The following is a 21,858-nucleotide window of genomic DNA, read 5'->3' as shown; positions in this document are numbered from 1 at the left end:
GGCTGGCGAAGGATCTCGGTGTCGCAGCCCGGCGCATCAACGATATTGTGCGCGGTCGTCGGGCTATCACCGCTGATACGGCCCTGCGCCTTGGCCGGTATTTCAACATGGAGGCGCAATTCTGGCGCAACCTCCAATCACACTATGATATTGGAGGTTGCGCTGGAGGCCCTGGAGGACCGGCTGGACAAGGAAGTGCATCCCTTCTCCCGGGCAGCATGACCGCCGGAAAAGGCAACGATGGCTCGAATGGTCGGTAGTGCTTGCGCCCAATTCGTCCGAACAGATCAACACGCGCCGGTTCTCGTCATGCCCCACTCCCCTGCCAGTGCCCTGTTCATGGCCGGCCTGCCCGGCCATGATCTCGATCCCGGCACCGCCCGTCTCATTGCCGAGGCTGGTGTCAACCACTTCATCCTCTTCCGTCGCAACGTCCGGGAGCCGGAGCAGGTCTGGGAGTTGACGGCCGCCCTGCGCCGGGCCTGTGCGGCGGCCGGTCTTCCGCCGCCGCTCATCGCCATCGACCAGGAGGGGGGCACGGTGGCGCGCCTGCCGCCGCCCTTTCACCAGCTGGCCGCCGCCCGCGCCCTGGGCCAGGCCGCTGACCCGGAGGCCGCGGTGGCGGCCAGCGCCGCCCGGTGCGCCGAGGACCTGGCCGCCGTCGGCATCCCCATGAACCTGGCGCCGGTCCTGGACGTGGCGGCAGCCGGCGCCGGCTGCTATATGGAAAGCCGCTCCCTGGCCTCGGAGCCGGAGCGGGTCGCCCGTCTCGGCTGCCGGATGATCAGCGAGCTGGACAGCCGGGGCATCGCCGCTTGCGGCAAGCACTTTCCCGGCCTGGGCGCGGTCATCCTCGATCCCCACCAGACCCTGCCCCGGGTAGCCCTGGACGAGGCTGACTTGCGCCAGCGGGACCTGGTGCCCTTTGTGGCGGCCATCCAGGCCGGCATCCCTGCCCTTATGACCTCGCACACCATCTACACCGGCCTGGACCCGGACCGGCCGGCCACCCTGTCGGCCCGGATCAACACCGGCCTCTTGCGGGACGAGCTGGGCTACGACGGCGTCCTGGTCACCGACGATCTGGAGATGGGGGCGATCCGGGACTGGGGCACCGTGCCGGAGGCGGCCCTGGCAGCGGTGCACGCCGGCGCTGACCTTGTCCTCATCTGCCACAACCAGGATCTGGTGCGCTCGGCCATTGACCTGGTGGAAAGGGCGCGGGACCGCGGCACCCTGCCGGCCCCGCGCCTGGCGGCCAGCCGCCGCCGGCTGGCCCGTCTCCAGGACCGTTTTGCCACCGCCGCCGGCCGCCTGTCCCGGGAGGCGCTGCAAGAGGTCATGGCCGGCCGCCCCCTCCATGGGAAAGCCTGCGCCGGAATCTCATAGGTCCTATAGGACCTGTGAGAGACTCCGAGACCCGCAGGGCCGCGGGCGCTGTGATCTGACATTTCCGTTGTCCCAGTCCGGCAAATCTGGTAGCAATAGCGCTATTCGGCTGGTCACAGGGAGCCTCTTGCCAGCCAGCGGCCCGCGGCAGGCGGTAGCCGGGGTGGGGGCTCCCTTTTTTGCTTGCGGCCCCGGCTTCGGGGGCGACCGGCTCTTCTGGCTTGCGCGGCAACGCGCCCTACGGAGGATTGTGCATGGATCTGCAGACAGAAACCCGCAATCTGGACATGCGGCCGGAATGGGCTGCCAAGATCGAGGATGAGCGGCAGCGCCTGGCCCGCCACCACCAGGACCTGGTCCATCACCTGCGCCTGTCCATCGAGGCCACCACCGGCCATCGCCAGGGCGGCCACGAGCTGACCCTGGTGGCCACCGTCCCCGGTGACACCGTCGTGGTCAAGCGCAAGGGCGAGGCGGTGAAAGGCCTCATCGTCGAGGCCTTCGACACCCTGGGCGCCCAGCTCAAGGAGTGGCGGCGGAAGCGGCGCCAGGACGTGAAGACCCACGAGACCGGTGCCGCCGGCCTGGCGGGCACCGTCAAGAGCGTTATCCCGGCCGAGGGCTACGGCTTCATCGCCACCGCCGACGGCACCGAGATCTACTTCCATGAAAATGCGCTCAAGGATTGCGTCATCCGGGACCTCAACGAAGGCGACGGGGTGCGCTTCGCCGAGACCACGGGCGACAAGGGACCTCAGGCCAGCTGGGTGCGGGTGATCCGGGACTGAGATGGCTGCCCTCGCTGCCACCCAGGCCGAGCTGGGACCCCTCTACCAGGTGGAGGAGGCGGAGATCCTGGAGCGGATCCGCCGGCGCCGGGCCGAGCTGGGAGACGCCCTCCTCATCCTCGGCCACCACTACCAGCAGCCGGCGACCATCCGCTTTGCCGACCGGATCGGCGACTCCCTCAAGCTGTCCCGGCTGGCCGCCGAGGCCAGGGACGCCCGCTTCATCGTCTTTTGCGGCGTCCACTTCATGGCCGAGACCGCGGACATCCTCACCGCCGGCCACCAGATCGTCATCCTGCCCGACCTCCGGGCCGGCTGCCCCATGGCGGACATGGCCTCGGAAGAGGAGGTGGCCTGGGCCTGGCAGGAGCTGGCCGACCAGAAGGTGGGGCGGGTGACGCCCATCACCTACGTCAACTCGTCGGCTGCCATCAAGGCCTTTGTCGGCGAGCGCGACGGCTCGGTGTGCACCTCCTCCAATGCCGAGCGGGTCCTGGCCTGGGGTCTGGCCCAGGGCGGCAAGGTCTTCTTCTTTCCGGACGAGCACCTGGGCAGGAATTCCGCCCATGCCCTGGGAATCCCCGAGGACGAGGTCCTCCTGTGGCGGCGCCGCGAGCCCCTGGGCGGCAACAGCCCGGAGGCGGTGGCCCGGGCCCGGGTCCTCTTGTGGGACGGGTACTGCACGGTGCATATGCAGTTCACTGCCGAGCATGTCCGGGCCTGGCGGCAACGGGATCCGGCGATCAACATCATCGTCCATCCGGAGTGCCGGCGGGAGGTGGTGGCCCTGGCGGACCGCTACGGCTCCACCGAGGGGATCGTCCAGGCGGTGGCCCAGTCGCCGGCCGGCAGCCACTGGGCCATCGGCACCGAGATCAACCTGGTGCACCGCCTGGCCCAGGAGCACCCGGACAAGGAGATCCACTCCCTGTCCCCCTTCCAGTGCCTGTGCGCCATGATGTACCGGATCAAGCCGGCCTACCTCCTGTGGGTGCTGGACAACCTGGCGGCCGGCCGGGTGGTCAACCGCATCACGGTGCCGGCCGCCATCGCCGGCAAGGCCCGTCTTGCCCTGGACCGCATGCTCGCCATCTGAGGTCGCCCGCCATGCGCCCTGTCTATCTGGACCACAATGCCACCACCCCGGTGGATCCGGCAGTGCGGGAGGCCATGCTGCCGTATCTCGGCGAGCGCTTCGGCAACCCGTCGAGCGCCCACCGCCTGGGCCAGGAGGCCCGGGCGGCGGTGGAAGCCGCCCGGGAGCAGGTGGCCGCCCTGCTCGCCGCCCGCCCCAGCCGCCTCGTCTTCACCGGCGGCGGCTCGGAGGCCAACAACACCGCCATCCTGGCCGCGGCCCTGTCCCGGCCGGAGCGGCGTCATCTCGTCAGCTCGGCGGTGGAGCACCGCTCGGTGCTGGCGCCCCTGGAGCATCTGCGCCGCCAGGGCTTCGAGGTGGAGCTTCTGCCGGTGGCCGCCGACGGCGGCCTCGACCCCGACCTTTTGGCCAGCCGCCTGCGGCCGGACACCGGTCTGGTCTCCCTCATGGCGGCCCAGAACGAGACCGGGGTGCTGTGGCCGGTGGCCGAGCTGGCCGCCCTGGTCCGGAGCCGCGGCATCCTCTTCCACACCGATGCCGTGCAGCTGGCCGGCAAGGAGGCCATCGACCTCGGGACCTGGCCGGTGGACTACCTGTCCCTGGCCGCCCACAAGCTGGGCGGACCCAAGGGGGTGGGGGCGCTCTTTGTGCGGCGGGGGGCGCCGTACGCGCCCCTTGTCCGCGGCGGTGGCCAGGAGGAAGGCCGGCGGGCCGGCACCGAGAACGTCCCCGGCCTGGTGGGCTTCGGCCGGGCCGCGGAGCTGGCAAGGGCGCGGCTGGCCGGCTTCCGGCCCCGGCTGGCGGCCCTGCGGGATGCCCTGGAGACCGCGGTCCTGGCGGCCATTCCCGGCGTGCGGGTCAACGGCGCCGGCCAGCCGCGGCTGGCCAATACCAGCAACCTGGGCTTCGAGCACGCCTCCGGGGTGGTGATGGTCCAGGAGCTGGACGAGCGGGGCTTTGCGGTCTCGGCCCAGGCGGCCTGCCTTTCCGGGGACCTCGATCCCTCCCCGGTCCTGGCCGCCATGGCCGTGCCGGAGTCCTACCGCCACGGCAGCCTGCGGCTCAGCTTCGGCCACGGCAGCACCCGGGAGGAGCTGGACCGTTTCCTGGCGGTGCTGCCCGGGGTGGTGGCGGCTGCCCGCCGGGGGGCCGCACCGTAAGCCCGCCTCCAGGCCTGCGGGACCCGGATGCCCTCCATCTTTCGCAAGAAGATCCTGCCTGCTGGCCTGCTGCTGGTGGCCGTCACCGCAGCCGGCACCTTCGGCTACCATGGTCTGGCCATCCTGGCCGGCCTTGACCCGCCCTGGCCCCTGGCCGACTGCCTGTACATGACGGTGATCACGCTCACCACCGTCGGCTTCGGCGAGGTGATCGACGTGGCCGCGGTGCCGGGCGCCCGGCTCTTCACCATGTTCATCCTGGGCAGCGGCCTGGGGCTTGCCGCCTACTTCGTCTCCACCCTCACCGCCTTTCTGGTGGAGGGGGAGCTCAAGAACGTCTACTGGAGGAAGCGGATGGCCAAAGAGATCGCCCGGCTACGGGACCATTTCATCGTCTGCGGCCTGGGCCGGGTGGGCTTCTACGCGGTGCGGGAGCTGGTCCGGACCGGGCGGCCCTTCGTGGCCATCGACGGCAGCGAGGAGCGGATCAGGGAGCTGCAAGAGGAGCTGGGCGCCTTTCCGGCGGTGGTGGGGGATGCGACCCACGCCGCGGTGCTGCAGGAGGCGGGGGTGGAGCGGGCGGTGGGCGTCTTGTCCACCCTGGGTGACGACAAGGACGAGCTGTGCGTGGTGGTGACCTGCCGGCAGCTCAACCCCGCCATCCGGGTTCTGTCCCGGTGCGGCAGCGGGGAGTTTGCCAGCAAGCTCGAGCTGGTGGGGGCGGAGGTGGTGATCCCGGACCTCATCGGCGGCCTGCGGATGGCCTCCCAGATGATCCGGCCCCGGGTGGTCCGCTACCTCGATACCATGCTCCGGGACGAGACCTGCGTGGTCCGCATCGAGGAGCTGACCCTGCCTGCTGCCTCAAGCCTGGCGGGCCGGACTGTGGGATCCTTGGACCTGACCGCGGCCGGCAACCTGCTGCTCCTGGCCGTCATCAACGAAGGCAGCGGCCATCCGATGTACAATCCGCCTGCCAGCTATGTCCTCAAGCCCGGTGACACCCTGGTCTTCCAGGCCGAGCCGGCAGCCATGGCCCGCTTCCGCCAGGCCCATGCCGGCGCCCTGTGACCGGCCTCACCCCTCCGTCGCCTTGAGGCGCTCGGCGATCTGCAGCACCCGCCCCAGCACCAGCACCGCCTCCGAAGGCACCTGGACGAACTTGTAAGCCAGGCGCACGTCCCGCGGGCTGTGGTCGGCCTCGAAGGCCACCACATTGAAGTTGACCAGCGCCGACAGGATACCGCTCACCTTCAGGCCTTCATACTCCTCGGGGAAGGCGAGGGAGATCTCGGCCGGTCTGGTCAGAAGCAGGGAGCCGTGGAAGGCCAGGTCGCACAGGAGCCCGCCCAGGCTGATGTTGACCAGGCAGGCGGCAAAGCGGTGGGTGCCCTGGGCCAGCAGCGCCGTGGCGCCGTGGATGCTGTACCGTTCAGAGCGCCGGAGCGCGGCCGGGTCGCAGAGCCGGCCGACGATCTCCACCAGGGTCTTGGGGGCAAAGGGGATGGGCAGGCAGTCCCTGATGCCGGCATCCCGCACCCGGCCCAGGTGGGCAGGATCCAGGGTGCTGGTCAGAAGGACAAAGGGGGTTGCGGCCCGCCCTGGCAGCTGCCGCATCTGCCAGTACAGCTCGATACCGTCCAGGCCCGACATCTCGAGGCCGGACAGAACGAGGTCGCACCGCTCGTCGGCCTGCAGCAGCTCCAGGCCCTCGAGGCCGTCCTCCGCCTCGGCCACCACCACATCCCCGAGATGGGAGTGGATGGTGGAGCGGATGATCTTGCGGATCACCATCGAGGGATCCACCACCACAACACGTCTTGCCATGGCACGCCTCCGTCGAGCGCATCCGCCCCGGCGCTGGCTGCTGCCAGGCCGCGGCCCGATGCGGCAAGGTCCTTGTCCATGCTGCCGGACGGCCAGCAGGGTTGACCCAACGACCGCGGCGGCTCGCGCCGGGCTCCATGGGACAATATCCGATTATAGCACAAGGATGGGGTCGGATCTCAAGGGCGGGCTTGGGGGGTCAAGGGACGGCGGCCGGTGGCGCCGCCGCCTGGAGATCCCCCAGGTACCGGGAGATCGCCACCAGCCGCAGCCTCGCCTGCAGCTCCGGCAGCAAGGCGGCAAGGGCCTGCCGGGTCTCGGCCCGGGAATGGCCGATGGCCAGGGCGCGGCCGTTTCGCTCCGCCAGCGCCATCAGGGCCCTGAGCTGACTGGCCACCGCCTGGGGCGCGTGGTCGTTGTCCAGGAAGAGGTCCCGGCGGCCGGCAAGGATTCCGGCCTGGCGGGCCAGGGGGTAAGCCTGGCTGGCGGGGCTGGTCAGGCTGTCCACGAAGAGCAGCCGCCGGGCGGCCAGGACGGCGAACAGCGGCGCCAGCGCCGCGGGCGAGCGGGTAAAGGCCGAGCCCATGTGGTTGTTGACCCCGATGGCGTGGGGCACCGTGGCCAGGTCCTCGGCCAGGAGCCGGCTGATCTCTTCCGGCGGCATGCGGCGAAAGAGCCCCCCGGGTCCGGGCTGGCGGGCAGGATCGTCCGCCTCCAGGGGCAGATGGAGAAAGATCTCCTTGCCGGCCTCATGGGCCAGCTCGGCCAGCTCCCGGGTGTGGGGGGCGTGGGGCAGGAAGGCCAGGGTCAAAGGGGCGGCCACCGCGGCCCAGCTGCGGCCTTCGGCCAGCTGATAGCCCAGGTCGTCGATGACGATGGCCACGACCGGCCGCAGGTCCGCGGGCTGGGGGATGATGGACGCGGGCGGCGCCTGGCTCGGGCCCGCGGCCGGCGCTTCTGCCGGCTGGGGCGCAAGCTCCGGGGCCGGGACCGGCGGTGGCGCCGGCGCCACCTCTGGCGGGGCGGTGGGCGGCCGCAGGAAGATCACGTGCACCGCCGCTGCCAGGGTCAGGCCCAGAAGGGCTGCCAGGGCCAGGGCCAGAATCCAGAGGGAACGGCGGGGTGGCGGCCGGCGGGGCGAGCGGCGGCGGGGGGGCCGGCCGGCGGACCGCGGCGTCTCCTTGCCGGTCTTGGCAGGCATGGCCTGGTGGGGATCTCAGTGGCGGCGGGAGAGGACGTAGCCAGCCAGGCCAGCCAGGAGATCCCGTTCCGGGGCCGGGGGCAGCGTCCCCAGGTCGGCCAGGGCCGCCGCCACCAGGGTCGCCGCCTGCTGCCGGGCCTGCGCGAAGCCGCCCTCCCGGGCAATGAGGGCGGTCACCCAGGGCAGCGCCGCCCGCCGCGCCGCAGGGTCCGCGGCCAGGAGGTCGGCCAGCCGCTGCCGGTCGTCGGCCGGCGCCCGTTCCCGGGCCAGGATCAGGGGCAGGGTCTGCTTGCCCTCCAGGAAATCGGTGCCCGTGGCCTTGCCGGTCACGGCCTCCTCGCCGCCGTAATCAAGGCAGTCATCGATGATCTGGAAGGCCTGGCCCAGGCCTTGGCCATAGCGGCCCAGGGCGGCCACCGCCTCGGGCGCCGCCTTGGCCAACTGTCCGCCCACCTGGCAGGCCGCCGTGATGAGGGCCGCTGTCTTGGCCTGGATCACCGCCCGGTAGTCCGTCTCCCCCACCAGGGACTGACCGGCCAGGGCGAGCTGCAGAAACTCGCCCTCCACCATGGCCGCCGTGGCGCCACACACCGCCGCCAGGCAAGCCGGCCCGCCCAGGCTGCCGACCAGAAAGAGGCTGCGGGCGTGCAGGTAGTCGCCAGCCAGGATCGCCGGGGTGGCACCCCAGACGGCGCTGGCCACCGGCCGGCCCCGGCGCTTGGCCGCCCCGTCGATGATGTCGTCATGGAGCAGCGTAGCGACGTGCAGGTACTCGAAGGCCATGGCCGGCGCCAGCACCGGCTCCCGGGCCCCGGCCAGCCGGGCGGTCAGGACCACCAGCAGCGGCCGCACCCTCTTGCCGCCGGCAAAAAGGGCATACTCCAGCACCTGGCGCAAGAGCGGGCTGGACACGGTGGCCAGATCCTGTCGCATGGCCTGGTCAATGGCCGCAATCTCGCCCGCGCAACGGGCCACGAACTCATCCTTGGTCACGGGTCAGGTCCTCAAAGAAGCGCTCCACCGCTGCCAGATCCCGGGTAAGAGGCGACGGCGGCAGGCTGTCGAGAAAGATCCGGCCATAGGGCCGGGTGAAAAGACGAACATCCATGATCGCCAGCACCCCGGCATCGTGGGCCGAGCGCATCAGGCGGCCGACCCCCTGGCGCAGGGTCATGACCGCCCGGGGCAGCTGATACTCCCGGAACGGATTGCCGCCGGTGGTCCGGATGCGCTCGATCCGGGCGGTGACCACCGGGTCGCTGGGCACCTCGAAGGGCAGCTTGTCGATGATGAGGCAGCTCAGGGTTTCGCCCGGCACGTCGACCCCCTCCCAGAAGCTGGCCACCGCCAGGAGCACCGAGTCGACCTCGGCCTGGAAGGCGGCCAGGAGCGCGGCGCGGGGCCGGGAGCCCTGGACAAGCAGCGGATAGGGCAGGCAGCCGGCCAGGTGCCGGTGCACCGCGTGCATGCTGGCCATGCTGGTGAAGAGCACCAGGGCCCGCCCCCGGGAGGCATGGAGCAAGGCCTCGATGCGCGCGGCCAGCACCGGGGGAAAGCCCGGCGTACCCGGCTCCGGGAACCCGGCCTCCGGCACATAGAGCAGGGTGCGGCCGGCAAAATCGTAGGGCGAGGGGATGACCAGGCTGGCCAGATCCCGATCCAGGCCCAGCCGGTCCTGAAGATAGTCGAAACGGCCTTGCACCGTCAATGTTGCCGAGGTGAGGATCACCGCCCGCACCTGGGGATAGAGGTCGGCCGCCAGCTGCCGGCCCACCTCCAGAGGGGAGGCCGCCAGCTGCACCGAGCGCTCCCGCCGCTCGTACCACAGGACCTGGCCGGGGTCCGGCGCAAGACCGAAGAGGGCCAGCCGGTCCGCCAGATCCTGAGCCCGGCGCTGGAAGGCGGCCGCCAGGGGCGCTGCCGCGGCCTCCCCGGCCAGGGCGTCGGCCAGGCCCTGCAGGCGCCCGGCCAGGCGCGCCACCTGCTGCGGCCAGTCGGGCCGCGCTTGCCGGAGGGGCGCCAGCAGGAAACGGCCCCGCTCGGCGGGGAACAGGGCGGCAAAGAGAGCCGCCTCGCTGGCCAGGGCCCGGGCCAGCTGCAGGAGAGCCGGCGGCCCCGGCAGGCCCTCCCGGGTCACGGCCGTCTCCACGTCCCGGGCCAGCTCCAGGAGCTGCTGCTGGCCCAGGGTCTGGCCGTAGAACTGGGTGGCCACCGCCTCCAGATGCTGGGCCTCGTCGAAGATCACCGACTCGTAGCGGGGCAGGACCTCGGCGAAGCCGGTCCGGCGCAAGGCCAGATCCGAGAAGAAGAGGTGATGGTTGACCACGAGAAGCCGGGCAGCGGCAGCGGCCTTGCGCAAGGCCGCCACGAAGCAGGCGCTGCTCTCCGGACAATCGCTCCCCAGGCAGCGGTCGCTGCTGGCCGCCACCGCGTGCCACAAAGGGGCCTCGTCGGCCAGCCAGTCCAGCTCGGCCCGGTCGCCGGTCCGGGTCGCCGCCTGCCACCGGCCCAGGCGCTGTCTCTCCTCGGCGCCCGCCAGCCCCGGGGTCGGGGAGGCCAGCAGCTCCTGGCAGCGCCGGCGGCACAGATAGTTGTGCCGGCCCTTCACCAGCAGGGCGGAGAGGTCCGGGTCGAGATGCCGCCGCAGGAACGGGATCTCCTTGCCCAGGAGCTGCTCCTGGAGATTGATGGTGCCGGTGGAGACCACCACCCGCTGCCGGGACAGGACCGCCGGCACCAGATAGGCCAGGGTCTTGCCGATGCCGGTGCCCGCCTCCACGGCCAGCACCCCGCCGGCGGCCAGGGTTTCGGCCACGCGCCGGGCCATGGCCGCCTGGCCGGGCCGGTGCTCGAAGCCGGGCAGGTGCCGCGCCAGGGGGCCACCAGCCGCGAAGAGGGCCGCCATCTCCGCTGGCCAGGCGCCGCCATCCCCGGTCCGACTGTCCTGGTTTCCCCTTGACACGGCCAAAACCGGTTTGCTATCCGTTAACCGTGGGCAGCGGCGGAAACCCCGCCCAGCTGGCTGCCCAAACCGGATTGCCGGCTGAGGCCCCCGGGACGGGCGGCCTCTCGCGATCAAGCTTTTCTCGGGGACAATGAGGAGACAAGCCCATGGAAGCCATCAAGAAGATCCTTGTACCGGTGGATTTCTCGGAAAACAGCAAGACGGTCATCGATGGTGCTTTGCTGTTCGCCAAGACCTTCGATGCCGAGCTGAACATCGTCTTCGTGGTCCAGAGCTTCCAGGACTACTCCGGCTTCTTCGTGCCCCACATGCCCATCACCCAGTTCGAAGACGAGATGCGGCAGAGCGCCGACAAGAAGATGACGGACTTCCTGGCCGAGACCCTGCCGGCGGGTGTCCGCCACACGGCCAAGGTGCTCTTGGGGGACGTGGCCGAGGAGATCGTCGCTTACGGGAACGAGGTGGGAGTGGATCTCATCGTCATGGGCACCCATGGCTACAAGGGCCTGGAGAGGGTGCTTTTCGGCTCGGTGGCCGAGAAGGTGGTCAAGGGCGCCCGCCAGCCGGTCCTGACCATCCCCCCCGCCGCCTGAGCCTCCTGCCGTCCGAGCTGTCCTGTCGGGGGCGGCGCCTGGCGCCCGCCCCCTCACCCGCCGATCCAGCCTTCCCGACGCACCACGATCATGGGCGCCCCCGGTCCCGGGGACGGCCCCTCATCCTGGAGCGGCCCCTCGGCCAGGAGGGACGCCAGGGAGCTGCCGGCCAGGGAATAGACCGCCAGCTCCGCCCGCGGTCCCGTGCCGAAGGCCTCCTCCAGGGCGGTGACCCAGGCGTCCGCTTCCGGCAGCGGGCCGGCGCTGGCGCCGGTGAGAACGGCGGCCAGCGCCGCCCGGGCCGTGACGGTGGCGGCCTGGAAGCGCTGCCGCCGGCCGGCGTACTCCCCATCAGCCAGGGCGGCCAGGGCCGGCAGGGGCAAGGAGCCCAGGCCAGCCGGGGCGCGGCCCGTCCGGCTCTGGTACCGCTCCGCCAGCAGCTCGAAGGCCGCCGGGATGTCGGTGACCAGGAGCCGCGGCCGCTCGGGGATGGACGCCGCCTGGAGCCGGGCCCAGCTGCGGATGCGGGCGGCCAGCCCGGGTGGTGGCGGCGGTGGCACCATTGCCTCCCCCGCCGGCCAGGGCAGCCGCTCGCCGTCCGAGTCCTCTCCGGCCAGCAGGGTGCGCAGCCGCTCCTCCTGGGCCGCCACCTTGGCCAGGGCTGCGGCGGCGGCCGCCTCCTCCTCGTCTTGCAGCTCAGCCAGGGCGAGGAGCAGGCGGGCTGACCACAAAGGGTCCTGGCCGGCGGGCCCAGGGGCATCAGGATGGGCGATCCGGGAGCGCAGCTGCCAGCCGGCGTCCCCGTCCCCGTCTGCTCCCCCCCCGGCCCAGGCCTGCCGGAAGGCTCCGGCGTAGGCCTCCTTGTGGCTGGCCAGATCCCGGAGCATGGCCCGGAAGCGTGCTGCCGCCTCCGGCGAACAGGGGCAGGGCGCGAGGACCTCCAGATGGGACCGGCACCAGGCCGGCAGACCGGCGGACAGCCGCGCCTCGCAGGGCTGATAGACGGCGAGACCCGGCAGGTACAGGAGCGCCTCCCGCAGAAAGACCGGCAGGGGGGCGGTGCGGGGAAAAAGCAGGGCGAAGCCGGAGCTCACAGCGCAGGCCTCCCGCTCGCCCGGATGATGGCCAACCGCCGGCCCTTGCCGGACCGGCCTGTTTTCGGTATGGTCATGGTCTCCCGGCCGGACCGGGAGCCAACGCCTGATGCCGAGGTCCCATGACCGAGCCTTTGCTCCCCCCTCCCCAGCCGGCAGCCGGTAGCCGACCCTGGCTGGGCCTTGCCCTGGCCGCCGGCTATCTGCTGGCCAGCGTCCGGCTCTTCCCGGACGACCCGGTCCGCACCCTCCAGGAGAGCCTGGTGCAGCTCCTGCGCCTGGCCCCCTTTGTCGCCGGCCTGACCCTGTTCGCGGCCTCGCTCCTGCGCCGTCTGACCGGTGAGCCCCTGGGCTGGCGCCGCCTCGCCAGCCTCTACCTGGGCACCGGCCTCCTGGTCGAGATCCTCATCGGCCTGCACGACTACCTCTCCCGGCATCAGTGACAGCCGTCAGGGCTTGGCGGGAGACGGCACCGGCACCACCGGCGGCGGCGCCACTGGCGGGACCGCACCGGCGTGCACGGTGACCGGATACTTGGCCTTCAGCTTCTCCAGCAGGCTGTCCATGGCGTCCTTGTTCTTGTCCCCGGACAGCCGGGCCTCGATCTTGGGCCGGGCCTCCTCGAAGGACTCCTTCCCGCCGGGCCGCTGATCGGTCACCATGATCAGGTGGTAGCCGAACTTGGTCCGCACCGGCTCGCTCATTTTGCCCTTCGGGGTGGAGAAGGCTGCCTTCTCGAACTCCGGCACCATCCGGCCGCGGCCGAAGAAGCCCAGATCACCGCCTTTGGCCTTGCTGCCGGGATCGTCCGAGTATTTCTGGGCCAGGGCGGCGAAGGCCTCGCCCTTGGCCAGGGCCGCCTGGACCTCCTGCACCCGGGCCTTGGCGTTGGCGTCGTCTTCCGGCTTCGCCCCTTCGGGCACGGCCACCAGGATGTGCTGGGCCCGCACCTCCTCGCCCTTGGCGAACTCGGCCTGGTTCTGGTCATAGTAGGCCTTGAGCTCCGCCTCGGTCACCTGGCCCTGCTCGGCCATGGTGGTCGTGAACAGCTCCTCGGCCAGGGCCGCTTTGCGCATCTCCTCCAGCTTGGCCTTGAACTCCGGCCGATCCTGCAGGCCCCGGGCCTCGGCCTCCTTGGCCAGGAGCGTCATCTGCACCCAGCGGTTGACCATGTCCTCCTTCATGTTGGGGTTGCGGAGGAGCATGGCCTGGAGCTGGGGCGGCAGGCTCTGGATCTGGGCCTCCAGACCGGCGCTGGTCAGCCGGTCCTCCCCCACCTGGGCCAGAACCTCGGGCTCGGCGGCCGGGGGCGCCGCCAGGGTGGACATGGGGACCGCCAGAGCCACCAGGGTGGCCAGGGCAAGGATTCGGGTTCGCTTCATGACAGCCTCCTGTTCCCGCCGTCCCAAGCGGCGGCGAAGAGTTTTTCGGATCAGCGCACCACCGCCCGCTCCGGGTGCAGGCCGGACGGCACGGTGGTGTTGGGGAAAGCCACGCCGCCCCGGCCCATCAGGGCACCGGGGTTGGTGACGGTGTTGCAGCCGGTCATGACGTCATCCCCGAGAATGGCCCCCAGCTTGCGGAGCCCTGTATCCACCGGCCCGTTCGGGGTCCGGACCGTGACGTTGCCCTTCACGAAGCGCAGGTTGGCCAGCTTGGTCCCGGCCCCCAGATTGACCCGGTTGCCCAGGATGCTGTCTCCCAGGTAGGCAAAGTGGCCGGCCTTGGCGTCGTCGAGCATGATCACCTTCTTCATCTCGGTGACGTGACCGACCACGCAGCGGGCACCCGTGAGACAGTAGCCCCGCACATAGGCGCCCTGGCGCACCTCGGTGTGGTCGCCAAGAAGGACCGGTCCCCGCAGAAAGGCCCCCGACTCCACCAGAACCCCCCGGCCGAGGAAGATCCGCTCCCCTGTGAGCACGGCGCCGGCCATCAGCACCGACGCCCCGGCCAGCTGAGCGCCGTGCCGCTGGACCACGAGGCCACCTCTGGTGGTGTCGCCATACTCGATGCGGCAATCCGCCGCCGGCATCACCTCGCCGCCCAGCACCACCACCGGCGCCGGCAGAGGGACGCCGGCAGGCAGCCGGCGGCCAAGATCCGGGGCCGGCAGGCCGGTGAGGTAGTCCGCCAGGCGGTGCAAGGCCTCCCAGACGTGCTCGGTGCCGGCGAAAAGCTGGCCGTGGGCAAAAAGGCTGGTGTCGAAGAAGCGGTCAGGGGCGAGCATGAGAACTCCCCGGCAGGAGGGGATCGAGAGCGGCAGGCAGACCGGGCACCGGGACCCAACTATGGAGCAAAACCGGGATTTTCTCAAGCGGGAAATCTCGTGGCCGGCCGCCCTCGCCTTGACTTCCCGGTCTGGCATGGTTAGCTGTACACGATTTCCGACATTCCACGCGCCTGCGGCCCGTTGGCCGCGCTTTGCCACGGAGGACGGTCTTGGAGACCAACGACGAGCTGACCAGCGACATGGGCGAGCTTCCTGATCCGGAAGACGTCACCATTCCCACCGAGCTGCCGATGATGGCGGTGCGGGATGTGGTTGTCTACAACTACATGATCATTCCCCTGTTCGTGGGCCGGGCGAGCTCCATCGAGGCGGTGAATTCCGCCCTGACCAGAGAGAAGCTGCTGCTCCTGGTCACCCAGAAGGATGCCAGCCAGGACGAGCCGGGTGCCGACGACGTCTACAAGGTGGGCATGGTCTGCCTGGTGATGCGGACCCTGAAGCTGCCCGACGGCCGCCTGAAGATCCTGGTCCAGGCCCTGCACCGGGCGCGGATCGCGGAGTTCCTGCAGACCGAGCCGCACTTCCTGGTGCGGGTCGAGGTGATCGAAGAGGAGGAGCCCAAGGCGATCCCCCTGGAGGTCGAGGCCCTGATGCGCAACGTTCGGGAGCAGATCGAAAAGATGCTCTCCCTGAAAGGCGCCCTTTCCTCGGATCTCATGCTGGTCCTGAACAACATCGAGGAGCCGGGCAAGCTGGCGGACCTGGTGGTCTCCAACCTGCGCCTCAAGATTGCCGACGCCCAGGCCATTCTGGAGACCGAGGACCCGGTGGACCGCCTGCGGCGGGTGGCGGAGTTCCTGAACAAGGAGCTCGAGGTCTCCACCATGCAGGCCAAGATCCAGTCCGAGGCCAAGGAGGAGATCAACCGCTCCCAGCGGGAATACTTCCTGCGGGAGCAGCTGCAGGCCCTGAAGCGGGAGCTGGGGGATCTGGACGACCGCTCCCAGGAGATCGACGAGTACCGGGCCAAGATCGACCGCGCCCGCATGCCGGGCCAGGCCAAGGAGGAGGCCGGCAAGCAGCTCAAGCGTCTGGAGATGATGCATCCGGACTCCGCCGAGGCGGCCATCGTCCGCACCTACCTGGACTGGATGGTGGAGCTGCCCTGGCGCAAATCCTCCCGGGATCGGCTGGATCTCCAAGTGGCCCAGCAGGTGCTGGACGCGGACCACCACGGCCTGGAGAAGGTCAAGGAGCGGATCCTCGAGTACCTGGCGGTGCGCAAGCTCAACCGCGCCTCCAAGGGTCCCATCCTCTGCTTCGTAGGCCCGCCGGGGGTGGGCAAGACCTCCCTGGGCAGGTCCATCGCCCGGGCCATGGGCCGCAAGTTCCACCGCCTGTCCCTGGGCGGCATGCGGGACGAGGCCGAGATCCGGGGCCACCGCCGCACCTACATCGGCGCCATGCCCGGCCGCATCATCCAGGGCTTGAAGACGGTGGGCGCCAACAACCCGGTCTTCATGATGGACGAGATCGACAAGGTGGGCGCCGACTACCGGGGTGATCCTTCCGCCGCCCTCCTGGAGGTCCTGGACCCGGAGCAGAACGCCTCCTTTTCCGACCACTACCTGAACCTGCCCTTCGACCTCTCCCGGGTGATGTTCATCACCACGGCGAACATGACCGATACCATCCCGGCGCCCCTCATGGACCGGATGGAGGTGATCCGCATCGCGGGCTACACCCAGGAGGAGAAGCTGGCCATCGCCCGCCGCTACCTTTTGCCCCGGCAGCTCACCGAAAACGGGGTGCCGGCCAGGAAGCTGGCCCTGGACGACGAGGCCCTCACCTTCATCATCACCCACTACACCCGGGAGGCAGGCCTCCGGAACCTGGAGCGGGAGATCGGCACCGTCTGCCGCAAGGTGGCCCGCAAGCTGGCCGAGGGCGGCAAGGGCCCCTATGCCGTCACCGCCGCCGGCCTGGGCCGCTATCTCGGCCCTCCCAAGTTCCTGCCCGAGGCGGAAAAGGAGGCCATCGACCAGCCGGGGCTGGCCACTGGCCTGGCCTGGACCGAGGTGGGCGGCGAGATCCTCCTGGTGGAGGCGACCGTGCTCAAAGGGCGGGGCAATCTGACCCTGACCGGCCAGCTGGGTGACGTGATGAAGGAGTCCGCCCAGGCGGCGCTCACCTTCTGCCGCTCCCGGGCCGCGGATTTCGGCCTGGAGCCGGCGGCCTTTGACGAGCTGGACATCCACATCCACGTGCCGGCCGGCGCCATTCCCAAGGACGGCCCGTCGGCGGGCATCACCATCGCCTGCGCCCTCTATTCCGCCTTGGCCAAGAAGAAGATGCGGGCCGACATCGCCATGACCGGCGAGATCACCCTCCGGGGCCGGGTGCTGCCCATCGGCGGCCTCAAGGAAAAGGCCCTGGCCGCCCTCCGGGCCGGCATCCGCAAGGTCATCATTCCGGAGCCCAACAGCAAGGATCTCGAAGAAATCCCCAAGGACATCCGGGCGCGCATGCAGTTTTTGCCGGTGCGCAACATGGACGAGATCCTGCCCCTGGTGATCAAAGGCGCCGCGCCGGCCGGCCGCACCGGCCGGCGTCAGGCTCGCGCCCAGGAGAAGGCGGTGCCGGGCCCGTAAGGCCCCGCACCGCCGCCCCTTCTCTCCTGCCCGCACCACCATTCCTTGCTTCCTGCTCGGCTTTCCCCCTTGCATCCTGGCCGCCTTTTCTCCGATACTTGAAGAAGCTGCTGGCCTGGCTTTCGGCGGCAGACCTGCTGAAGCAGCCCTTCGTGTCCTCCGGTCCTCCTTCCTGTGGAGCCTTCTGCCATGGCGTTGCGCATGCCCGCCATCACCATCACCATCAAGCTCATCACCGCGTCGGTGGTCATGGCGGCCATCGCCCTCTTTCTCGGCTTCCAGGGGGTGCGGGGCATCGAGAAGGAGCAGGCGATCACCGCCCGCCTGTTCCAGGAGAGCGTTCTGCCCCTGGAGAAGACCCAGCACCTCACCCTGGTGCTGGCCCGGGTGCGGCTGGCCGAGTTCGCCCATATCCGGGAATCGGACCCGGAGGTCATGGCCGCCATCGAGGCGACGATCAAGGAGGAGGAAGAGGCCCTGGGCCGCCAGCTGGTGGAGCTGGACGCCGGGGCCAAAGGCGAGGTGGCCGCCACGCTGGAGCGGATCGCCACCGGCTGGGCCAGCTACCAGAAGATCCGGGACGAGGTCCTGAAGGCCAGCGTCGAGTTCTTCAAGGAGGACGCCCTGATGCAGGCCAGTGGCCCGGGGGCCGAGAGCTTCCGGACCCTGTTCGCCGAGGTCGATGCCCTGGGGACGAAGACCGTCGAGCAGGGCGCCGAGAGCCACCAGCGGGCGGAGGCCATCCAGACCGAGATCCGCCGCAGCCTGCTCCTGGCGGTCCTCGCTGGCACGGCCCTGGCGCTCCTCTTCGGCCTGGCCATTGCCCGGGACATCTCCCGCCCCTTGCGGCAGGCGATGGCCTTTGTCCAGGAGGTGGCCAGTGGCGACCTCACCCGGCGTCTGGAGCTGGCGCAGCGGGACGAGATCGGCACCCTCACCGGCGCCATGAACATGATGATCGACAAGGTGGCGGGCATGATCCGGGAGTCGGGACAGGCCGCCCGGCACATCGTCAACAGCACCAGCCGCCAGGCCGAATCCCTGGAGGAGACCTCCAGCTCGCTGGAGGATCTCACCACCCGGGTACGCCAGAACGCCGACAACTCCACCCAGGCCGATGCCCTGATGCGGGAGACCGCCGGGGTGGTGGAGACCGCCTATGCCTCCATGAAGACCCTCACCGAGTCCATGAAGGCCATCGCCGGGGCCAGCGATCAGACCGCCCGCATCGTCAAGACCATCGACGAGATCGCCTTCCAGACCAACCTCCTGGCCCTGAACGCCGCCGTGGAGGCAGCCCGGGCCGGCGAGGCCGGCGCCGGCTTCGCGGTGGTGGCGGACGAGGTGCGGAGCCTGGCCATGCGCGCCGCCGAAGCAGCCAAGAGCACGGCAGCGCTCATCGACGACACCCAGAAGAAGGTCAAGGAGGGCACCAGCCTGGTCAGCCGCACCCACACCGATTTCGCCCGGGTGGAGGAGACCGCCCGGCGGGTCGGCACCCTGATCAGCGAGGTGACCGCCGCCACCAGCGAGCAGGCCCGGGGCATTGAGCGCATCTTCACCGCCGTTGCCGAGATGGACCGTCTGGTTCAGGAAAGCGTCCTGGTCTCCGAGGAGCTGGCCACAGCCATGGCGCGCTTCCGGGTCGAGGGCGAGGAGGAGGTCGGGGTCCCGGCGGTGATCGAAGGGCATTGAAGAGCCCGGAAGCCGTGACCTGCACCGCCATGGCCGGGCCGGCAGGCGAGCCGGCCGGAGAACGAAAGCATCACAGGGAGGGGATACCGATGCAGCGCTGGAACCGTTTGGCAGTGATGGCCCTGTTCATGATCAATCTGCTGGTGTCTGCCAGCCTGGCCGCTGCCGGGGACGATCCGGAGTTCCCGTTGCGGGCCAAGTACCCGAGCCTTACCCCCATCGAGACCGAAGAGCTGGCCGCCAACTTCGATACGGCCGTCGTCGTCGACTCCCGCAACACCGAGGAATACGCCGTGGTCCACGTCCTCGGCGCCAAGAACATCCTGGTGGGCAAGATGCAGGAGGCGGATCTCCTGGCCCTGCGGCCCAAGACCGGGGATCCCCGGCTGCTGGTCTTCTACTGCAACGGCACCACCTGCGCCAAGAGCTACAAGGCGGCGGAGAAGGCCGCGGGCTGGGGCTTCGACAACGTGCGGGTCTACGACCCCGGCATCTTCTTCTGGGCCAAGGCCCAGCCGGAGCGGGCCGAGCTCTTCGGCAAGAAGCTCGACGCCGAAAGCGTCAAGACCGCCTTCATCCCCAAGGAGAAGTTCGAGGCCGCCCTCGTGCCGCCAGCAGACTTCCTGGCCAAGGTGGCGAGCGGCTCCTACACTGTGATCGACGTCCGGGACCCCAATGAGCAGAGCGAAATCCCCATGCGCCTACCCAAGACCAAGGTTTTGACCGTGGATACCCTGGTGGGCCTCTTGGAGAAGAAGAGCCCGGCGGTGCCCCGCTCCGGCCTCCTGATCTTCGACAACGTCGGCCACCAGGTGATGTGGGTCCAGTACTACCTGGAGAAGGAAGGGATCACCGACTACTTCTTCCTCAAGGGTGGCGTGCGCCAGCTCAAGGAAGAAGGCTACGACGCCACCGGCAAGAAGGGCTAGACCCTCTCCCGGCGCCCGCCTGTGCCGGCGGGCGCGTCTCCCTGCACCCCATGGCCCTCCTGCTGGCGGACCGGCGACCATGGCCAGACCGGCTCTGGCTCGCCGCTACCGGCCTGGCCATGGGGTGCATGCTCGTTTTCTGGGCCGAGCACCTCCTGGCCCGGACCCTCTTGCCCGGGCTCGATCTGTGCACCCTGGGGGCAGGCTGGAGCTGCCGGGAGGCGGCCAGCCACCCCTGGGCCCGGATCGGCCCCCTGCCGGCCGCGGCCTGGGCGGCGATCATCCACGCCAGCCTTTTCTCCCTGGGACCACGCTCCTGGGCCGACCGCAACAGCCACCGGTGGGCCGGCCTCCTGGTCGGGCTCCTGGTGGTGGCCAGCCTGGCCTTTCTGGTCGTCATGCTCCGGGATCTGTCCAGCCGCTGTCCCTTGTGCCTGACCGCCCACGGCTGCCATCTCGTCCTGCTGGCCATCCTTCTGGCCAACCCCCGGCCCCGGGGCCTGCTCCTGAGCCGGCCGGAGGCGGCAGGCCGGCCCTGGCGGCCGGCCCTGGCCCTCCTGGTCCTGGCCCTGGGCCTTGCCGCCTGGAGCAGCGACGTGGCCGGCCAGCGGCAGCTGACCGCAGCCCTGGCCAGCCCCCGCCTTCTCGCCCCGATCCTCCAAGGCGAAATCGACCGCCACTACCTCGCCGCGCCCTGGCAGCGCATCGCCGGCCCGGCCCAGGGCCAACAGGAGCTGACCATCGTCGGCTCCCTGGCCTGCCGCCACTGCCGCCAGCTCCTGGCCCAGGTCCCGGCCCTGCCTCTGCCGCTCCGCGACCGGATCGCCATCTTCTTCGTGCCCTTCCCCTTGGCCCCGGCGTGCAACCCGGCCGCCACCGGCGATCCCCAGCCGGAGCGCTGCCTCCTGGCCGAGAAGACCCGGGCTGCCCAGGAGGAGGGCCGCTTCTGGCCCTGGCTGGCCGAGGTCGACGAGGCCCCAGGCCGTATCCTGCGCCGGCTGGCCGCCCAGCCCCCCGCCGGCCGTCCCTGGTCCCCGGCGCTGACGGCCCAGATCGCCGCTGCCAACGAGGTGCCGGTGCCCGCCATCCCCCTCCTGCTCTGGAACGGCCAGAAGCTGCCCCCGGCCCTGGCCACCGTGCCCCTGGCCGATCTCCTGCCTGCCCTGTTGGCCGTGGAAGAGGACAAGCTGAAAGACGCCCCCCCTGTCGATCCCTGCGACCAGTGCTGAAGCGCGCTGGCGCTGCTCCGGATCTCCCGTGCCACCGCGACCACGGATTCCCGGTTGCCATCAGGACGGCGGCGACCTCAGGGTCTGCCTTGTGCCCAGTTGACAGTCAGCAGGTCTGGCACCCGGGCGAAATGGCCCACGTCATTGCTGACCAGAGCACAGGACTGGCTGCGGGCATGGGCGGCGATCATCATGTCCATGGCGCCGATGGGGGTGCCGTTTCGTTCCATCGCCGACCGGATGTCCCCGTAGTGGTCTGCTGCCGCTTCATCCCAGGGGAGCACCGCCAGCCGGGCGGAAAAGTCGTCGATCTCCCGGCGGATGACCTTTCCAGCAGGATGACGGGCCGCACCGTAGTACAGCTCCGCCAGCACCACCGTGGAGACCACCAGGGCGTCGGCACCCACCTGATCGAAATGCCATTTGACCTCGGGCGGTCGATTCTTGAGGACATAGCTGCAGATGTTGGTGTCCAGCATGTAGCGCATCAGAACAAGTCCCGGTCCGGAGGGGGCGGATCGTTGCGGTCAGCCAAGAAGTCCTGCGGCACTGCAGATGGCCGTTCAAAAAAATCGTCCCACCCGGAGGGCTTCGGCCGGAGGATGATCGCCTCCCCTTGCCGCTCCACGAACACCTCCCGGCACGCAAACCGGAACTCGGCCGGCAGGCGGACCGCCTGGCTGCGACCATTCTTGAAGATCTTCGCTGTCTGAGGCATAGCGCCCTCCTTGTGGATCTATACCGAGAATATAGACCGAGGTTGGTCGTCTTGCCAAGTGGCTTCGGCCGGGTGCGAACTCCTGAACGGGGCAAGGGGGGCCGGCCGCTACTAGGGGGCGGCCATGGAAGCAACAATCGAGACATGTCGCAAACCCCTGAACGGGGCAAGGGGGGCCGGCCCGTACCCATACCTGGAGGTACGAGGCGACCTGCTCCGCTATGTCGCAAACCCCTGAACGGGGCAAGGGGGGCCGGCCCCCATCGCCGTGAGTCGTCTCGTCCGACTAT

The 21,858-nt window shown here is 70.1% G+C and carries 20 protein-coding genes and 1 pseudogene; 12 read left to right on the top strand and 9 right to left on the bottom strand.

The window, feature by feature from the left end; genetic code table 11:
- The 6 genes and pseudogenes from AB1634_10745 to AB1634_10720 all read left to right on the top strand — a co-directional run bounded on the left by AB1634_10745 (position 1) and on the right by AB1634_10720 (position 5,504).
- Positions 1–222, top strand: a pseudogene (locus tag AB1634_10745) (HigA family addiction module antitoxin).
- 87 nt (positions 223–309) lie between these two features.
- The gene (gene nagZ / locus AB1634_10740; protein ID MEW6219998.1) at positions 310–1,389 is read left to right on the top strand and encodes a beta-N-acetylhexosaminidase; all 1,080 of its coding nucleotides are present in this window, start codon (positions 310–312) and stop codon (positions 1,387–1,389) included.
- A gap of 254 nt (positions 1,390–1,643) precedes the next feature.
- A complete protein-coding gene (locus tag AB1634_10735) occupies positions 1,644–2,177 on the top strand; it encodes a cold shock domain-containing protein (GenBank protein MEW6219997.1) in 534 nt (177 codons plus the stop codon).
- Position 2,178: 1 nt separating this feature from the next.
- The gene (gene nadA / locus AB1634_10730; protein ID MEW6219996.1) at positions 2,179–3,273 is read left to right on the top strand and encodes a quinolinate synthase NadA; all 1,095 of its coding nucleotides are present in this window, start codon (positions 2,179–2,181) and stop codon (positions 3,271–3,273) included.
- A gap of 11 nt (positions 3,274–3,284) precedes the next feature.
- On the top strand, positions 3,285–4,433 hold the full coding sequence (locus AB1634_10725; protein MEW6219995.1) for an aminotransferase class V-fold PLP-dependent enzyme: 1,149 nt from the start codon (positions 3,285–3,287) through the stop codon (positions 4,431–4,433).
- 27 nt (positions 4,434–4,460) lie between these two features.
- The gene (locus AB1634_10720) at positions 4,461–5,504 is read left to right on the top strand and encodes a potassium channel protein (protein MEW6219994.1); all 1,044 of its coding nucleotides are present in this window, start codon (positions 4,461–4,463) and stop codon (positions 5,502–5,504) included.
- Between the two features lie 6 nt (positions 5,505–5,510).
- Here AB1634_10720 and AB1634_10715 read toward each other — a convergent pair whose 3' ends face one another.
- The 4 genes from AB1634_10715 to AB1634_10700 form a co-directional block, all read right to left on the bottom strand.
- On the bottom strand, positions 5,511–6,260 hold the full coding sequence (locus tag AB1634_10715; protein MEW6219993.1) for a response regulator: 750 nt from the start codon (positions 6,258–6,260) through the stop codon (positions 5,511–5,513).
- Between the two features lie 199 nt (positions 6,261–6,459).
- Complete coding sequence (locus tag AB1634_10710) at positions 6,460–7,461, bottom strand: divergent polysaccharide deacetylase family protein (protein MEW6219992.1); 1,002 nt, start codon at positions 7,459–7,461, stop codon at positions 6,460–6,462.
- 15 nt (positions 7,462–7,476) lie between these two features.
- Complete coding sequence (locus tag AB1634_10705; protein ID MEW6219991.1) at positions 7,477–8,454, bottom strand: polyprenyl synthetase family protein; 978 nt, start codon at positions 8,452–8,454, stop codon at positions 7,477–7,479.
- Complete coding sequence (locus AB1634_10700) at positions 8,441–10,366, bottom strand: ATP-dependent DNA helicase (GenBank protein MEW6219990.1); 1,926 nt, start codon at positions 10,364–10,366, stop codon at positions 8,441–8,443. Before AB1634_10700 ends, AB1634_10705 begins: the two co-directional genes overlap by 14 nt.
- 206 nt (positions 10,367–10,572) lie before the next feature.
- Between AB1634_10700 and AB1634_10695 the strand changes: the two genes are divergently transcribed.
- Entirely contained in the window at positions 10,573–11,019 is a 447-nt protein-coding gene (locus AB1634_10695) for a universal stress protein (protein MEW6219989.1), read from the top strand.
- A gap of 53 nt (positions 11,020–11,072) precedes the next feature.
- On the opposite strand, the gene AB1634_10690 is transcribed toward AB1634_10695, so the two are convergent.
- Complete coding sequence (locus AB1634_10690) at positions 11,073–12,113, bottom strand: hypothetical protein (protein ID MEW6219988.1); 1,041 nt, start codon at positions 12,111–12,113, stop codon at positions 11,073–11,075.
- A 122-nt stretch (positions 12,114–12,235) separates the two neighbouring features.
- Between AB1634_10690 and AB1634_10685 the strand changes: the two genes are divergently transcribed.
- On the top strand, positions 12,236–12,556 hold the full coding sequence (locus tag AB1634_10685; GenBank protein ID MEW6219987.1) for a hypothetical protein: 321 nt from the start codon (positions 12,236–12,238) through the stop codon (positions 12,554–12,556).
- A 6-nt stretch (positions 12,557–12,562) separates the two neighbouring features.
- Here AB1634_10685 and AB1634_10680 read toward each other — a convergent pair whose 3' ends face one another.
- Positions 12,563–13,495, bottom strand: a complete 933-nt coding sequence (locus AB1634_10680) for a peptidylprolyl isomerase (protein MEW6219986.1) — start codon at positions 13,493–13,495, stop codon at positions 12,563–12,565.
- Between the two features lie 50 nt (positions 13,496–13,545).
- A complete protein-coding gene (locus AB1634_10675; GenBank protein ID MEW6219985.1) occupies positions 13,546–14,343 on the bottom strand; it encodes a hypothetical protein in 798 nt (265 codons plus the stop codon).
- Between the two features lie 242 nt (positions 14,344–14,585).
- Here AB1634_10675 and lon point away from each other — a divergent pair, with 242 nt between their 5' ends.
- The 4 genes from lon to AB1634_10655 all read left to right on the top strand — a co-directional run bounded on the left by lon (position 14,586) and on the right by AB1634_10655 (position 20,850).
- Positions 14,586–16,997, top strand: coding sequence for an endopeptidase La (lon, locus tag AB1634_10670; GenBank protein ID MEW6219984.1), 2,412 nt, complete (start codon positions 14,586–14,588; stop codon positions 16,995–16,997).
- 189 nt (positions 16,998–17,186) lie between these two features.
- Complete coding sequence (locus AB1634_10665) at positions 17,187–18,692, top strand: methyl-accepting chemotaxis protein (protein MEW6219983.1); 1,506 nt, start codon at positions 17,187–17,189, stop codon at positions 18,690–18,692.
- Positions 18,693–18,781: 89 nt separating this feature from the next.
- Entirely contained in the window at positions 18,782–19,621 is an 840-nt protein-coding gene (locus tag AB1634_10660) for a rhodanese-like domain-containing protein (protein ID MEW6219982.1), read from the top strand.
- A gap of 50 nt (positions 19,622–19,671) precedes the next feature.
- Positions 19,672–20,850 carry a vitamin K epoxide reductase family protein gene (locus tag AB1634_10655; GenBank protein MEW6219981.1) on the top strand — a complete coding sequence of 393 codons (1,179 nt, stop codon included), beginning with the start codon at positions 19,672–19,674 and terminating at the stop codon, positions 20,848–20,850.
- A gap of 77 nt (positions 20,851–20,927) precedes the next feature.
- Here the strand turns inward: AB1634_10655 and AB1634_10650 are convergent, their stop codons facing one another.
- Together AB1634_10650 and vapB are read right to left on the bottom strand one after the other, a co-directional pair.
- Positions 20,928–21,338 carry a type II toxin-antitoxin system VapC family toxin gene (locus AB1634_10650; protein MEW6219980.1) on the bottom strand — a complete coding sequence of 137 codons (411 nt, stop codon included), beginning with the start codon at positions 21,336–21,338 and terminating at the stop codon, positions 20,928–20,930.
- Positions 21,338–21,568, bottom strand: a complete 231-nt coding sequence (vapB, locus tag AB1634_10645) for a type II toxin-antitoxin system VapB family antitoxin (GenBank protein ID MEW6219979.1) — start codon at positions 21,566–21,568, stop codon at positions 21,338–21,340. The genes AB1634_10650 and vapB overlap by 1 nt, the downstream gene beginning before the upstream one ends.
- Positions 21,569–21,858 lie beyond the last annotated feature (290 nt).

The sequence above is a fragment of the Thermodesulfobacteriota bacterium genome, from assembly GCA_040755095.1.
In the GTDB taxonomy this organism is placed as follows: Bacteria; Desulfobacterota; Desulfobulbia; order Desulfobulbales; family JBFMBH01; genus JBFMBH01.
This window is presented reverse-complemented; position numbering and strand designations above follow the sequence as displayed.